We start from the raw sequence: 14391 nt of genomic DNA, 5'->3' as shown, positions 1-14391 counted from the left end.
TGGGGCGCAACTTATAAACATAGTTTGTCAACAATCTTCCTCACCTCCTTGCTTACATCTTAACGTCTTTCTCTGCTTTTAAATGTTACGAATTAAGAAAGATTCAAGGCGGTTGAAACCGCCCGTGTCGCTTGCATCTCAGGTCTAAAGACTCAGAGTTTTCCGCTTGCCGAATGTTTTTTTATAAGAGTTTTGAGTAGTGAGTTGTGAGTGGAAGTTTAAAATTATCTTCGTCCCTCCCAACTCACTCCAAATCAAGCAATTTCTGGCTGCAACCTTTGATGGGATTTAGCTTTGATGCTGAAGAACAACAGACTAATCAAAAGTATCAAAACCACAATTGTTCTCCAGTGAACTAAAAAAGGAAGACCCGCAGCCAAAAATATGCGTCTGGGAAAAAATAGCAGAAATACTAGACCTATCATGCCGATAGCAGCTTTTTGATTGCCGTAGCAATACAGCCACAGAGATGTCACTATGGGGAGCAAACCAACGTAATCGTAAACATGAGTATACCCTAAAAATGTAAACGATATACCCATAAGTACAGCAAAGATATCTTCTCGGTTGATTTTATTGCGGAATACCCACAACAAAGCAGTTAAAATCAATCCCAAAATCTTGATTCCTGGTAAATTCCAGCCAAAAAAAGCCAACAGACTTTCCATACCGACTTTATCTTGAAACCCTGGCTTATTGAAAGTTACAACTAGGTAACTATCTTGAATTCCTTGACGCCATGCTTCCAGGGTGCCAATTGGCCCGCCGTAGAATACCAAGGGATAAGCACTCATAACTACCACGGTTGCCAGGGATACAGCTAATATTTTCCATTGGCGTTCTAACAAAAACCAAAAACCTAGCAATAAGCAGATTTGTGGCTTAAAGCTAGCTAAACCCAAACAGATCCCCGCTAATACATCTTTTTGTTTTTGGCTGAAAAACCAAGCACCCATGGTAGCAGCAAAAGATATCAAAGAAGTTTGACCCATCCATACCACATGAGTGGTGAATGGGTTGCCAATAATGATGGCAGCCATTACCCAACGGCCGAGTTGATGTCCACGATGATTTGGGGATCTATTTATCGTCTCCAGTGTCATCACCACGATAGCTGCGATCGAGATCAAGTTGAGTCCTAGCCAGACGAATTTGGCAACTGAGTAATCAAAAAGACCTACAAACAGACAAAATATTGCGGATTGAGGAGGATAAAAGAAACCGCCATCCTCAAAGCCTGGAATTTCCTTGACTCCGGCTACACTTTTATTTAAAAGATCGAGCTTGTAGGGATTCAAACCCATCAACCAAGCACGTCCAGCAGCGTAAATCGTGGCACCGTCAAAATTGAGCGGGCTGTTGATATCTCTGCCAATCCCTATTATCCCAAAACAAATTAGAGATAATAGGCTGAATCCGACTATACCTAAACCAAAGTTCCGCTTAAATGATTCTGTCATCAGCATATCTCCGAATTGCTTTAAAATTTGAAGATGGAAAAAAAGCTACAAATTTTAACTTGATAATCTTGCAATTAAGTATATACTTACATTCATCTAATATGCAAATTAATGAAAGTTAATCAAATAAATAGGGATGTAGCAGCAAATTTTGTATCAAAAAAAGCAATATTGGCAGTCTCAGCATTCGTGTCGCTCCGATCGCCCTTGAGACAGTTGGTTTATGGGGTCTCCAAAAGTTAAACTTGGCGGTGTAAAGTTATCGATCGAACAGGTAAGCCCGTGCTAGACGAACAAGCGAAAAAGACCATCCTCCGCAAAATCCCTCATGGACTATACATCTGCGGTGTCAAAGACGGTGAAGAAGTCAACGGCTTCACCGCTAGCTGGGTGATGCAATCTTCCTTTACTCCTCCCTTAGTGGTGAACTGCGTCAAGCAAGACTCCAAATCCCACGCCATGATTAAAGCTAGCGGTGTCTTTGCTTTGAGTTTCCTGGAAGCAGGACAAAAAGAGTTAGCCCAAAAATTCTTTAAGCCCCAGCGCCGGGTAGGCAATAAATTTGAGGATGTAGAATTTTATGCCGGGGCCGAAACTGGTTGTCCGATTATTTCGGATTCTCTGGGTTATCTGGAGTGCAAGGTTGTCGGCGCTGTGGAACACGGCGATCATACGGTGTATGTCGGTGAAGTTGTGGCTGCGGGGGTTCACCGGGAGGGCGAACCCTTGCTGCTAGAAAGCACTGGCTGGAATTACGGCGGCTAGAAAGTTGGCAATTGGCAATTGACTGTTGTCAGTTGTCAGTTGTTATTGGTTAGTTGTTAGTTGTTAGTTGTTATTGGTTATTGGTTATTGGTTATTGGTTAGTTGTTATTTGTTGTTGGTTGTTGGTTGTTGGTTGTTGGTTGTTGGTTGTGAGGCGAGTTAAAAGCACTGAAAAATCGGCGAGAATTTTGTCGGTATTCTTTGGTGTTAATATTGGGACGTGTACGAAAACACATTGGGTGTTCAGTTGAGAGTCAGCAAGGTGTTTTAATACTGCATAATAAAGGGCTTCACACACAAACTTTCCGGCATTATGACTAATTTTAATATTTGGTAAATCAGCAATTAGATATTCGAGATTAACGGCTGTTTTGAGAATATTTTGGTCGCAGCAAGCGCAGGATTCTAGGGTTAATGTTTGGGAACGTTCTGCCATGCCACAGCAGACGATTAGGTCTGGTTGGAGTTGGTTGATTTCGGCGATCGCCAAATTGGGTGCTTCCTGAAAATCTACTGGCAGTTTTCTCAAGAAAGTCAAAGAGTAAGGCAAAGATTTAATCTGGGAAATCCGGGCTAATAAGTCGTCAGAAGAGTTGGATTTTTGATGAGGTTGCCAAGTGTCGAAGGATGTTAGCAAAATTTTGGTATTCATCAATAATTTTGGTAATATAGTTCCATTGATAATATAAGGCAAGTAAGTCAATGTCTGTCATTGCAGTAGTGGACTATGACATGGGCAATCTGCACTCGGTCTGTAAAGGCTTGGAAAATGTGGGTGCAGTGCCAAAAATTACGGACGATCCGGCGATGATTGACCAGGCTGATGCCGTAGTTTTACCGGGTGTGGGTTCCTTCGATCCGGCAATGCAGAATTTAAGAACCCGCGGATTGATAGAACCGATAATCAGTGCGATCGCCTCTGGAAAACCTTTTTTAGGCATCTGTTTGGGTTTGCAAATCCTGTTTGAAAGTTCCGAAGAAGGTGTAGAACCGGGTTTGGGAGTGATTTCGGGAACTGTGCGACGGTTTAGTTCAGAGCCTGGGTTGACAATTCCGCACATGGGATGGAATCAATTGCAATTTGCTCAGGATTTGTCGCTGTGGCAAAATTTGCCGGCTCAACCTTGGGTTTATTTTGTGCATTCTTATTATGTCGATCCAGTCGATCCGAAAGTGCGATCGGCAATGGTGACTCATGGTAGTCAAAATGTGACGGCGGCGATCGCCAAAGATAATCTGATGGCTGTACAATTTCACCCGGAAAAGTCTTCGAGCACGGGATTGCAAATGTTGTCAAATTTTGTGATGCAGGTGAGGGAAAAAGTAGCTGCTTAAAGTCGATTAAAAACCCGGTTTATTGAAGAAACCGGGTTTTTAGGAAAGCTGTAAATTCTTAAGAATCGGAGCCTATAGTGACCGGGGGTGTCCATTTAGACATTTTAAAATCACTATCGCTCGCGCCGTCACAGGAATCTTTTTCCGTTTTGTATAAATTATCCTTTGAGATTCCACAAATTTCGGTTCGGCGGTGTCGAGAACGGCAATCCACTCCAAGCCCTGAAACCGAGGGGGAATCACGAAATCGATCGCCTCCCAGTGAGCATTGAAAAACAGCAGAAAACTATCATCAATAATCCGTTCGCCACGAGCATTTGGGGAGGCAATCTCTTCACCGTTGAGGAAAATTCCGATCGCCTTGGCATACCCTACTTTCCACTGTTCATCAGTCATTTCCCCGCCGTCGGGGTTGAACCAGGTAATATCGCTGACTTGGGAACCGTGAATGGCACGTCCTTGGAACCACTTACGGCGACGAAATATGGGATGTTCGCGCCGCAAACGGGTTAACTGGCGCGTAAATTCGAGCAAGTCAGCATTTTTGTACTGCAATCCCCAATCCACCCAAGAGATTTCGTTATCCTGACAATAGGCGTTGTTATTGCCGCCTTGACTTCGCCCCATTTCATCTCCAGCCACCAGCATCGGAACACCTTGAGACAGCAGTAACGAAGTCAGGAAATTCCGCTGTTGTCGTTCTCGCAGCAACTGGACTTGGGGATCGTCGGTGTCGCCATCCCCAGCAGAGGGGTCAAAACAGGGTGCAGATGCTCCTGGTTCTAGGGCTTGGGTTGCTGCAAGTTCGATCGCCGTGCAGTTCCAGGATCGATTGTAGTTTTCCCCATCGCGACTGTTTTCGCCATTGGCTTCGTTATGTTTCTGGTTGTAACTGACGAGATCCTTGAGCGTAAATCCATCGTGGGCGGTGATAAAGTTGATACTGGCATGGGGTCGCCGTCCGTTACTTTCGTAGAGGTCGGAACTCCCAGTAAAGCTATAGGCAAACTGAGACAGAGTTTCGTTGGTTCCCCGCCAAAAGTCCCGCATGGTATCGCGGTAGCGGCCGTTCCATTCCGACCACAGCAAGGGGAATTGGCCAACTTGATAGCCACCTTCGCCGATATCCCAGGGTTCAGCGATTAACTTGACCTCGCACAAAACGGGGTCTTGGTGGATGATGTCAAAAAAGGCGGCAAAGGTATCGACGCGATCGGTTTCCCGCGCTAAAACCGTCGCCAAATCGAAGCGGAACCCATCGACGTGCATCTCCAACACCCAATAGCGCAAGCTATCCATAATCAGCTTCAACACTTGGGGATGGCAGACATTCAGAGAGTTGCCACAGCCGCTGTAATCCATATAGTAGCGGGGAGCGCCTTCGACGAGGCGGTAGTAAGCGGCATTGTCAATGCCACGAAATGAGATGGTAGGGCCCATGTGGTTGCCCTCTCCCGTGTGGTTGTAGACCACATCGATAATCACCTCAATTCCAGCAGCGTGTAAGGCTTTGACCATCCCCTTAAACTCATTCACCTGTTGACCGGTGTTGCCACTGGCACTGTAGCCGGAGTAAGGCGCGAGATAGTTGATCGAATCGTAGCCCCAGTAGTTTCGCAATCCCTTGGCATCCAGAAAGCCGGGACAGCCGATGAAGTGATGGACGGGGAGGAGTTCGACTGCAGTAATCCCCAAGGATTTGAGATGGTCGATGGCTGCGGGATGGGCGAGTCCGGCGTAGGTTCCCCGCAGGGCTTCAGGAATGTCGGGATGGAGTTTGGTAAAGCCTTTGACGTGCATCTCGTAGATGACTGTTTTGTGCCAAGGGAGTTGGGGGTGAGTGTCACCTTCCCAATCAAAGGATTCATCGATGACAACGGATTTGGGAACTAAGTGAGAATCGTCTAAGGCGCTATAGGATAGGTCTTCCTTTTCGTCGTCCCAGTCATAGCCGAAGATTTCCCGTCCGTGAACCACGTCTCCTGCGATCGCTTTAGCGTAGGGGTCGATCGACAGTTTGGCAGGGTTGAAGCGATGTCCCGCTAAGGGGTCGTAGGGACCGTGGACGCGAAACCCGTACAATTGACCGGGTTTGATGCCAGGAACATAGCCGTGCCAGATGAAATTATAGACTTCAGTCAGTGGCAGTCGAGTTTCCCAACCTTGTTCATCGAACAAGCACAATTCAACCCCTGTGGCATTTTCTGAAAACAGGCCAAAATTTGTGCCTTCGCCATCCCATTTTGAACCCAAGGGATAGGGTTTTCCGGGCCAAAGTTTTAAATCCATAGAATCCAAATCGTAATCCTCTGATACCACAATTAGAGCAATCTTGAGATGTGTAATTGGGCGAAACGGCTGCAACTGCCCGATCCCAGATTTGTGCGTAGTAGTCCAGCTCTAGAGTGAATTTATATTTACTAGCATCATATCACTAACCTCCCGATGTTTACCTCGATCGCTCAAGGACTCAACTTTATGAATCTCTGACTTATCACCAGTTCAGATGAGACTCTCAAAATGTTTTGGGTGCGCTCAAATCAAATCAGCCAACCCATCCGCCAGCAGCATATCCCAAAATCTCTACCCCCATAATGCCATGAATTTTTGCCGATTTTTCGCCGAGATTATTGCTTGATGATTCTTGTTTTTGCTTCAAAAACTAGCCGAATATAGTTGAGATTGAACGCTTATGTGCTATAAGTAAAATTACATTCAAACTTCTGTTTTCCCATCTAAAAAAACAGAATCTACTTTAAGATCGGAATTTTAAATGAGCTTGAGAATCTGTGGCAATCGCCAACTAAAAACCCTGCCCGGACTCGCAACTCGCCCCACACCTGCGCGAGTCAGAGAAGCTTTATTTAATATTTGGCAAGGGACGATCGCCGATTGCAGATGGCTTGACATTTGTACCGGTAGTGGCTCCATGGGTGCAGAAGCTTTGTGTCGCGGGGCTTTGAGTGTCACTGGGATTGAACAGTCGGCGAAAGCTTGTGCCATTATTCAGCAAAATTGGCAGCAAGTGGCAAAGTCATCCCAAGAATTTCACATCTTGCGGGGAAGTGCGACTGCGAAATTGGCGACTCTAGCCCGACAGCAGTTCGATCGCATTTACTTCGATCCGCCCTACGCCAGCAACTTGTACGAGCCTGTCTTGAATGCGATCGCCAGCCAAGAAATGTTAGCACCCCATGGTGAAATAGCGATCGAACACAGTCGCCAGCGCGAGGCTGTCCCCATTTCCGGCCTCGAAATTTGCCGCCAAAAATTTTACGGCAATACAGCCTTAACCTTCTACACTCGCAGTTGTTGAGCCATGCCAATGGTGACTGTTAGTCCGGCGACACCGCCTCCTGCAACTAAACTGGTATCCTAGAACCGGCCGAGCAACCTGAAAGTTTAATTAGATGGCGTATATTCACAGATAATCAAACTTTTGTCAGGGTAGTCTTAAGTCTCAGGTTGCTGGAGCTATTCCAGAAATAAATCGACTTAACGCTGAAAAAACAGACTTTCAGTTGTACCATAAACTGCAAAGTGTGAGTGTGAATATTCCTAAAGGAGTGAATATGGTTCAGACACCTTCGCGCCATCGCGGCAGCGAAATTCAGGCTGCTAACTCAGTACAGCCAGCCAAACGCCCAGAGACTATTTTGGTAGGAAACAACCTCCCCCTGCCAAATACCAAACTGTTCGGCACAGACGGCATTCGTGGCAAAGTAGGAGAATTGCTGAATGCACCGCTAGCAATGCAAATTGGCTTCTGGGCAGGACAAGTTTTACGCCAAAATTCCCCCAACCAAGGCCCGGTGATTTTGGGCCAAGACAGCAGAAATTCCAGCGATATGCTGGCAATGGCACTGTCGGCGGGTTTGACAGCCGCTGGTTTAGAAGTCTGGAATTTGGGCCTGTGCCCTACTCCCTGCGTTGCCTATCTGGCAAGTGTTACCGAGTCCATGGGCGGAGTGATGATTTCCGCTTCCCACAATCCCCCAGAAGATAACGGCATTAAGTTTTTCGGTGCCAATGGCACGAAGCTGTCTCAACATTTGCAAGAACAAATCGAAGCGGGCATCCGAGGGGCCAAGGTTCCCATTGCTAGCTTGGCTTGGGGCCATCATCACCACCGCCCAGAGTTGGTTAAAGATTATGCCACTTCCTTGGAAGGTTCACTGCAAGGAGTGAATTTGCGCGGAATGCGGATCGTGTTGGATTTGGCTTGGGGGGCGGCGGCGCGCTTGGGTGAGGCGGTGTTCGCGCAAATGGGGGCCGATGTTATCTGTTTACACAACTCTCCTGATGGCGATCGCATTAATGTTAACTGCGGTTCTACTCATCTCGACAGTTTGCAAGCTGCTGTTTTAGAGCACAATGCTGATTTGGGATTTGCTTTTGATGGCGATGCCGATCGAGTTTTGGGTGTTGACAACGAAGGTCGATCGATTGATGGCGATTACATTCTTTATCTCTGGGGTAAGAATTTGCGGCAACGCGAACAATTGCCAGAAAATTTAATTATTTCTACTGTAATGGCTAACCTCGGCTTTGAGCGAGCTTGGGAAGAATTGGGGGGCAAATTAATTAGAACTGCGGTGGGAGATCAGCACGTTCATGCTGAAATGGAGCGCACCGGTGCGATGTTGGGCGGCGAACAGTCAGGACACATTCTTTGCCCTCATTACGGTATCGGCGGCGATGGTTTGTTAACTGCTTTGCACATGGCTTCCCTGGTGCGGGAGTCTGGAGAATCTTTGGCACAATTGGTGGATGGCAGCTTTGAAACTTATCCCCAATTGTTGCGCAATGTCCGTGTGGACGATCGGGAAAAACGCCTAAAATGGCATGAATGCGAAGCTTTGCAAGGAGCGATCGCCCGTGCTAAAACTGCAATGGGAGAAGAAGGACGGGTGCTCGTCCGCGCTTCTGGTACTGAACCTTTGATCCGAGTCATGGTGGAAGCTTCCAGCGCAGAATTGGCTAATTTCTGGACTGAAAATTTAGTTTTAGCAGTTCAGAAATACCACACTATTTGATGAAAATTGGGCAGGGGAATAGGGCATGGGGAATTGGTAATTGCTAACACTCTTCCTCTTCCCAGTGTACTTTCCCCATTTCTTATATCAAATCCGTTGACATCGGAATTATTATTTCTCTCTTCTTTTTCTCTGTGTCCTCTGTGTCCTCTGTGGTTTAATCATTCCGATACAACTGGAATTAATATGATTCATCTCTCTCCTTTCATACTCTGTGTTTTCTGCATCCTAGAAAGGTTAAATGATTCATAAAAAAACTTAAAATGATGATGATTTCTGTTGCCATCCCCACCTACAACCGCGAGCAAAGCCTGCGAGAGACGCTGGCTGATTTGATGGGGCAAGATTATCACAATTTTGAAGTCTTAGTAATCGATCAAACTCCCATCCATGAATCGGAAACTCAAGCTTATTTAGAACAATTGGCTAATGCTGGTAGGATTCGCTGGTTTCGGGTAAATTGGGCGAATTTGCCTGGTGCTCGTAATTATGCGGTGCGGCGCGCCGTTGGAGATATTATTTTATTTATTGATGATGATGTACAGTTGCCAAAGGGTTTTTTGGCTGCTCATGCTAGCAACTATTTAGCCCAACCGGATATCGGATGTGTGGCGGGTAGGGTGTTTGACAGAATGAAATTGGGCGATTCTGGGGGTGATTTGGCGATCGAATATTTGCCACCCGAAGCGATGGATGCAGCGATTGGTTGGTATTTTATCGACTTGGTACATACTATACAACCACAGCAAGTGCTGTCGGCTAGAGGTTGCAATATGTCATTTCGCAGGGTGGTTTTTGCCGAGTGCGGTTTGAGCTTCGATGAGCGGTTTGCAGGTAGTGCGGTGCGGGAAGAGTCGGATTTTTGCTTGAGATTGCGATCGACTGGTTTTAAAATTTGGTACGATCCCAATGCTTGTTTAGTTCATTTGGGAGAAGAAAGCGGCGGGTGTCACGACATAAGTACGCGATCGCTCGAATATCAACTCACATTTTATCACAACCACTTCCTAATGGGATTCAAAAATTTAACAGTATTTCAATGCCTAGGATTTTTCACCAAACTGTTTGACTGTCACGTTTTCGGCAATCCACCTTGCTATAAAAGTCGATCGCCCCTTAAAATCCTCACCAGATTTGCATTTTACATTCTCGGTTTTCTCAGCGCTATCAACACCGTAATTCAGTCGATCGCCAGAGACGGACAAATCTACACCCATCAAGATAACATTAACGCTAAATAATTTGTATTCCCCATCCCCCCATTTCCAATAAATGAGAATCCTCGTTGCTAGCCACACCTATATTGTTGACATTAACCGGGCAAAATTCAAGATTTTAGCAAACCTTGAACCGGGCATTCAAGTAACAGTTATAGTACCGCAACGCTGGAAACCCGGAGGCGTACAAAATAAAACCATAACAAGTGAATTTTATCAAGAAGGGTCATTTAAAGTAGTACCAATTTATAACTTTAGTCAAAACAATCAAGGCTTACTCACCTTTGGGAAAGATTTAATTAAAATTTTACACCAATTTAAACCGCAGATTATCCAAGTCGAACAAGGTTCAAAATCCCTAGCCTATGCCCAGTTAATCTTACTAAATAATTTGCTCAATCTCAAAGCAAAAAATATCTTATTTACCTGGTGGAACTTATCCTATGAATTGAAATGGCCTATTTCCCTGTTAGAAAATTGCAATCTGCAAAACACCGATGGAATTATTGCCGGCAACCTAGACGGGGCTAAAATATTGCGCCAGCGGGGCTACACAGGTGCACTGCAAGTAATGCCACAACTGGGAGTAGATGAAACTTTTTTTTATCCCACTTCTAAAGATGCTGATTTATCACGAAAATTAGGGATTAAACCTACAGATTTTGTAGTAGGCTATGTAGGGCGGTTTGTCGAAGAGAAAGGATTGTTAACTTTGGCGACAGCTTTAGCAGGCTTGAAAAAATACCCTTGGAAATGGCTGTTAGTAGGGCAAGGAAAATTGCGATCGCAAATTACCGAAAAATCTCTTGAATGGGGAATCAGCGACAAAATAATCTGGGTAGAAAGCGTTTCCCATGAAGCTGTACCCCCATACATTAACTTGATGGATTGTTTAGTATTGCCATCCCAAACAAGTTATAAATTCAAAACTTTAACAACAGTAGGCTGGAAAGAACAATTTGGTCACGTTTTAATCGAAGCCATGGCTTGTCAAGTTCCAGTAATCGGTTCCGACTGCGGCGAAATTCCCCACGTTATCGGAGATGCAGGCTTAGTATTTCCTGAAGGAAATGTAGAGAAATTGCAAGAATGTTTGCATCAATTAATGGAGCAGCCAGAGTTGGTGTCAGATTTGGCTAAACGCGGTTACGATCGAGTCATGAAGAGTTATACAAACAAAGCTTTAGCTCAACAGTTATTAGATTTTTACCAAAAGTTACTTACCTCAGATTAAAAAATCAAACTATAGCAATCCTTTGCCACTTCTGAAAAAAGGATGGCGATAATCTCAAAATCTAATGATTGAATTATGTTTCTCAAAGTCGAGTCTGACGGAAATCTAACATCGGGTGACAGCTTAAATAATTTGATGAGGGTTGCTCGATGATTTGTGGTAAAATCAACCAAGGGCTTATAGCCCCAATATCCCGTACAACTGCCTAATAAAATTATTGTTAGTATCAGCCATAAAGGATGTCTGATTCCTCTCGGTTGTCGATGGTCGGGAACAGATTTAATTGCTTCAATTAAGTTCATTGTTGATGCACTCCATGACTGATAGTCTTCCAAGTTGTGAATACCCGATCGCCTATTCTATGATACCTTTATCCTGTGACAATTAATCCACCCTGCCTTGGGGGGGGTGGGGGGTGGCTTCTGCTGTTTGCCTTATAATTAAGATATCTACTCCAATCATACCTGAATCATGATCGCAGAAACAAACGCCATACTTTGGCCAAGCCTAGTTACCGCCTCAGCACTATTACTCTATTTTATCGTCACGATTAACGTCGGTAGAGCTAGATTCAAATACAAAGTTTCTCCTCCCCAAGTGACAGGCAATCCCGACTTTGAGAGAGTATTGCGAGTTCAGCAAAACACCTTAGAGCAAATGATATTATTTTTGCCATCCCTGTGGCTCTGCGCGCAATTTATCAGCCCCATTTTTGCCGCTGCCGTCGGTGCAGTTTGGATAATTGGACGCATTTTATTTGCTTGGGGTTACTATCAAGCGGCCGAAAAAAGAGCCGTGGGTTTTGGAATTAGTACCTTAGCCACTGTAGCTTTACTTGGCGGTTCCTTCACTGGCATCATCATGTCGATCCTGAAGCTTTAACAATCGCTTAATCTCGTTTCTACTCGTTCCCTAGCTCAGCCGGGAATTTTCCTGTTACCCAAGCGCCTAAATTTTTGGAGTAAATATGTCAGAAATCAATAAGCCTGTCTTTCAAATTACCCCCCAACTTTTTCAACAACTTGTTGAATGGCAAGAAAAAATTGCCGAAGAAGATGAATTAGCCCTGAACTCAGAAGCAGAAAAATCAACTGAGGTGAAACATCCGAGGGAAAGTCATGAAGAACATTCTCAAACAGATAATTCCTAGCTTGTGGCTGGCTGCATCTTTTGGATTTCCGGTTGCTGTGTCAGCCCAAGTGTTGACACCCAGCCAACTTCAGCAAATCAATAGCGGTTTGTTTCGTTCTAATTCTCAAGATTTTTTTCTCCGGGGAAATCGTCAACTCGAACAGGAACTTAAAGTTTTATCGAAGCAGCGTTTAAATTCGGAGGTGAAAATTTTGGAGATTGAGAAAAAAAAGCGCTCTGAGCGTTGTCACCCAGACTTTAAAATATCATCGCGCAATTTTGACACAATCAAAGAGTAAAAGATGTTTGCAGGTACTATTAAAATGAATGGGAGGCAACTATTCCAGATTTAGTGTTAATGGATCGACAAGTAATGACCAAGTTGAAACAAGCCATGTTGGAAGCGGCAACTGCTGCTCAATTGGCCGCTATCATTATTGATTTCACTCATGAGGAAATGATGGTAGTTTTTCATGGACTCGAATGGGAACAGCAGCATAGGATTAAAGCTATTTGGCTGGGTGTGGCTTAAAATATGTAGTAGCCGCAAATTCGCTTTGGTGATTGCTCCCTTCGACTCCGCTCGGGGAGAAATCACCAAAGTTTTTTATATCAATTCCGGTTGTATTGGAATTATTTAACCACAGAGAACACAGAGGACACAGAGAAAGAAAAGAGAGAAATAATAATTCCGATGTCAACGGGTTTGATATTAACAGCCTTTGCAGTTGCTATACAATCAGGAGGAAAGTCGTGACTACGAAGCCAATCTAAGCTAGGGTATCGAGGCATAATTGCCGGAAATGGTCTCCCCGTTCCTCGAAGTTTTGGTATTGGTCGAAGCTAGCACAGGCTGGGGAAAGTAGCACTACTTTTGCATTATTTTGTTTACCTAATTCTGCTGCTCTTTTAATTGCTCTTTCCATTGTTTCTACGATTTCCCATGCGTTGTAATTTGCTTGTTCGAGCCGATCGCTAAAAATACCCGCAGCATCTCCAATCAACAACACCCCAACAGCTTTTGCTTTGATTGTATCAATCCAAGCGCTATCTTCGCCTTCTTTTGGATCGCCACCGGCAATTAAAATTGCTGGGGCGCTGACTGAGGCTAATCCGACTTGGGCGGCGTCATAATTGGTGGCTTTGCTGTCGTTGATGAAATCTATGCCTTCCCAGGTGCAGATGTGTTCGAGGCGGTGGGCTACTCCGGGGAATTTGCTAATGGCTTGGGCGATCGCACTTTTATCGATTCCCGCTAAATTAGCCGCTGCTACCGCCATCAACAAGTTTTGCAAATTGTGTTCTCCCACCATTTTCAAAGTATCAGCGGGCAGAATTTTCTGGTTTTGAGCGATTACCCAACCGTCTTTAATGTAAGCCCCAAAATCTTTATTTCCTAACAGTTCTGTTTCACCTTTGACGCTTGTCCAACACGCATCAGGCCAGTTGTCAAGTCCTTTTTCCCGCAAATACGGATCGTCACCATTCAACACTTGGAATTGGGATTTTTTCAGCAGTTTGGCTTTAATGTTGTAGTAGTTTTCTAAAGTTTTGTGGCGACTGAGGTGATCGGGTGTGAAAGTCGTCCAAATGCCAATTCGCGGTGCTAGAGATGAGGAAGATTCTATTTGATAGCTGCTGATTTCGGCGATGACCCAATCTGGCTGTTTTTCGGAAGCAGCTAATTCGCACGCAGCATACCCTATATTGCCACAAGCGGGTGCATAGAGTCCAGCTTCGGCAAAAATTGCTGCGATTAAAGCTGTAGTTGTAGTTTTCCCGTTAGTGCCGGTAATTCCTACCCACGGTGATTTGAGATAGCGCCATGCTAGTTCCATTTCTCCGATGGTTTCAATCCCTAATTTTCGGGCTTGGATTAATGCTGGAATGTCCCAGGGAACTCCGGGACTTACTACTATTAGTTGTATAGATTCGTCGGGTTGAAAGGATTGACCTAACTCTACTTTAATGTCTTCGAGAGCTAGTTCTTGTTGCTGTTTGAGTAAGTTTGGGGAAGATGAGCGATCGCTCAATGTTATTTCCCATCCTTGGCGTTTTAGCAGTCTGGCGGCTGCTATTCCTGATTTTCCTAGTCCAATGATATGAGCGATCGGCATAATTTGTGTGATAGAGCGAATTTTGCTGGTTTTGTCCTTTTGTATGGGTTACGGTTTTTTTGGGATTATTTAACCGCAGAGGGCGCAGAGGGCGCA

15 protein-coding genes and 2 pseudogenes are annotated in these 14391 nt (G+C 44.9%); 11 read left to right on the top strand and 6 right to left on the bottom strand.

Going from position 1 to position 14391, the window contains the following annotated elements:
- Nucleotides 1-254 precede the first annotated feature (254 nt).
- Nucleotides 255-1460 carry a glycosyltransferase family 87 protein gene (locus AAFP14_RS17865; RefSeq protein ID WP_341733576.1) on the bottom strand — a complete coding sequence of 402 codons (1206 nt, stop codon included), beginning with the start codon at nucleotides 1458-1460 and terminating at the stop codon, nucleotides 255-257.
- Nucleotides 1461-1742: 282 nt separating this feature from the next.
- Here AAFP14_RS17865 and AAFP14_RS17860 point away from each other — a divergent pair, with 282 nt between their 5' ends.
- Entirely contained in the window at nucleotides 1743-2225 is a 483-nt protein-coding gene (locus AAFP14_RS17860; protein WP_340525592.1) for a flavin reductase family protein, read from the top strand.
- Between the two features lie 53 nt (nucleotides 2226-2278).
- Complete coding sequence (locus tag AAFP14_RS17855; protein WP_341733575.1) at nucleotides 2279-2476, top strand: hypothetical protein; 198 nt, start codon at nucleotides 2279-2281, stop codon at nucleotides 2474-2476.
- Here AAFP14_RS17855 and AAFP14_RS17850 read toward each other — a convergent pair.
- Nucleotides 2422-2661, bottom strand: a pseudogene (locus AAFP14_RS17850) (pyroglutamyl-peptidase I family protein); the annotation flags it as partial. The gene AAFP14_RS17855 and the pseudogene AAFP14_RS17850 sit on opposite strands and share 55 nt — an antisense overlap.
- Before the next feature lie 266 nt (nucleotides 2662-2927).
- Between AAFP14_RS17850 and hisH the strand changes: the two are divergent.
- The gene (hisH, locus tag AAFP14_RS17845; RefSeq protein WP_341733574.1) at nucleotides 2928-3560 is read left to right on the top strand and encodes an imidazole glycerol phosphate synthase subunit HisH; all 633 of its coding nucleotides are present in this window, start codon (nucleotides 2928-2930) and stop codon (nucleotides 3558-3560) included.
- A 72-nt stretch (nucleotides 3561-3632) separates the two neighbouring features.
- On the opposite strand, the gene glgX is transcribed toward hisH, so the two are convergent.
- On the bottom strand, nucleotides 3633-5849 hold the full coding sequence (gene glgX / locus AAFP14_RS17840; protein WP_341733573.1) for a glycogen debranching protein GlgX: 2217 nt from the start codon (nucleotides 5847-5849) through the stop codon (nucleotides 3633-3635).
- Nucleotides 5746-5964 (bottom strand): annotated as a pseudogene (locus AAFP14_RS17835) (zinc ribbon domain-containing protein); the annotation flags it as partial. The gene glgX and the pseudogene AAFP14_RS17835, both read right to left, overlap by 104 nt.
- A 369-nt stretch (nucleotides 5965-6333) precedes the next feature.
- On the opposite strand from AAFP14_RS17835, the gene rsmD reads away from it, so the two are divergent.
- The 4 genes from rsmD (at nucleotide 6334) to hpsO (ending at nucleotide 11047) form a co-directional block, all read left to right on the top strand.
- Nucleotides 6334-6876: a 16S rRNA (guanine(966)-N(2))-methyltransferase RsmD gene (gene rsmD / locus AAFP14_RS17830; protein ID WP_341733572.1), complete on the top strand. Its 543-nt coding sequence runs from the start codon at nucleotides 6334-6336 to the stop codon at nucleotides 6874-6876.
- Between the two features lie 256 nt (nucleotides 6877-7132).
- Nucleotides 7133-8596, top strand: coding sequence for a phosphoglucosamine mutase (gene glmM, locus AAFP14_RS17825; protein WP_341733580.1), 1464 nt, complete (start codon nucleotides 7133-7135; stop codon nucleotides 8594-8596).
- A 266-nt stretch (nucleotides 8597-8862) separates the two neighbouring features.
- A complete protein-coding gene (gene hpsN / locus AAFP14_RS17820; protein ID WP_341733579.1) occupies nucleotides 8863-9837 on the top strand; it encodes a hormogonium polysaccharide biosynthesis glycosyltransferase HpsN in 975 nt (324 codons plus the stop codon).
- A gap of 31 nt (nucleotides 9838-9868) precedes the next feature.
- Nucleotides 9869-11047, top strand: a complete 1179-nt coding sequence (gene hpsO / locus AAFP14_RS17815; protein WP_341733571.1) for a hormogonium polysaccharide biosynthesis glycosyltransferase HpsO — start codon at nucleotides 9869-9871, stop codon at nucleotides 11045-11047.
- On the opposite strand, the gene AAFP14_RS26715 is transcribed toward hpsO, so the two are convergent.
- Entirely contained in the window at nucleotides 11044-11349 is a 306-nt protein-coding gene (locus tag AAFP14_RS26715; protein WP_472851066.1) for a transposase family protein, read from the bottom strand. The genes hpsO and AAFP14_RS26715 overlap by 4 nt on opposite strands.
- A gap of 169 nt (nucleotides 11350-11518) precedes the next feature.
- On the opposite strand from AAFP14_RS26715, the gene AAFP14_RS17810 reads away from it, so the two are divergent.
- From AAFP14_RS17810 to AAFP14_RS17795, 4 genes are all read left to right on the top strand, one after another.
- A complete protein-coding gene (locus AAFP14_RS17810) occupies nucleotides 11519-11929 on the top strand; it encodes an MAPEG family protein (RefSeq protein ID WP_341733570.1) in 411 nt (136 codons plus the stop codon).
- An 85-nt stretch (nucleotides 11930-12014) separates the two neighbouring features.
- Complete coding sequence (locus tag AAFP14_RS17805) at nucleotides 12015-12197, top strand: hypothetical protein (protein ID WP_341733569.1); 183 nt, start codon at nucleotides 12015-12017, stop codon at nucleotides 12195-12197.
- Complete coding sequence (locus AAFP14_RS17800; protein ID WP_341733568.1) at nucleotides 12166-12477, top strand: hypothetical protein; 312 nt, start codon at nucleotides 12166-12168, stop codon at nucleotides 12475-12477. Before AAFP14_RS17805 ends, AAFP14_RS17800 begins: the two co-directional genes overlap by 32 nt.
- Before the next feature lie 59 nt (nucleotides 12478-12536).
- Nucleotides 12537-12710: a hypothetical protein gene (locus AAFP14_RS17795; protein ID WP_341733567.1), complete on the top strand. Its 174-nt coding sequence runs from the start codon at nucleotides 12537-12539 to the stop codon at nucleotides 12708-12710.
- 238 nt (nucleotides 12711-12948) lie between these two features.
- Here the strand turns inward: AAFP14_RS17795 and murD are convergent, their stop codons facing one another.
- Nucleotides 12949-14295, bottom strand: coding sequence for a UDP-N-acetylmuramoyl-L-alanine--D-glutamate ligase (gene murD / locus AAFP14_RS17790; protein ID WP_341733566.1), 1347 nt, complete (start codon nucleotides 14293-14295; stop codon nucleotides 12949-12951).
- Between the last annotated feature and the right edge of the window lie 96 nt (nucleotides 14296-14391).

This window comes from Microcoleus sp. EPA2 (assembly GCA_020882975.1).
In the GTDB taxonomy this organism is placed as follows: domain Bacteria; phylum Cyanobacteriota; class Cyanobacteriia; order Cyanobacteriales; family Microcoleaceae; genus Microcoleus.
Note: the sequence above shows the minus strand (reverse complement) of the source record. Positions and strands in the feature narration are given on the sequence as shown.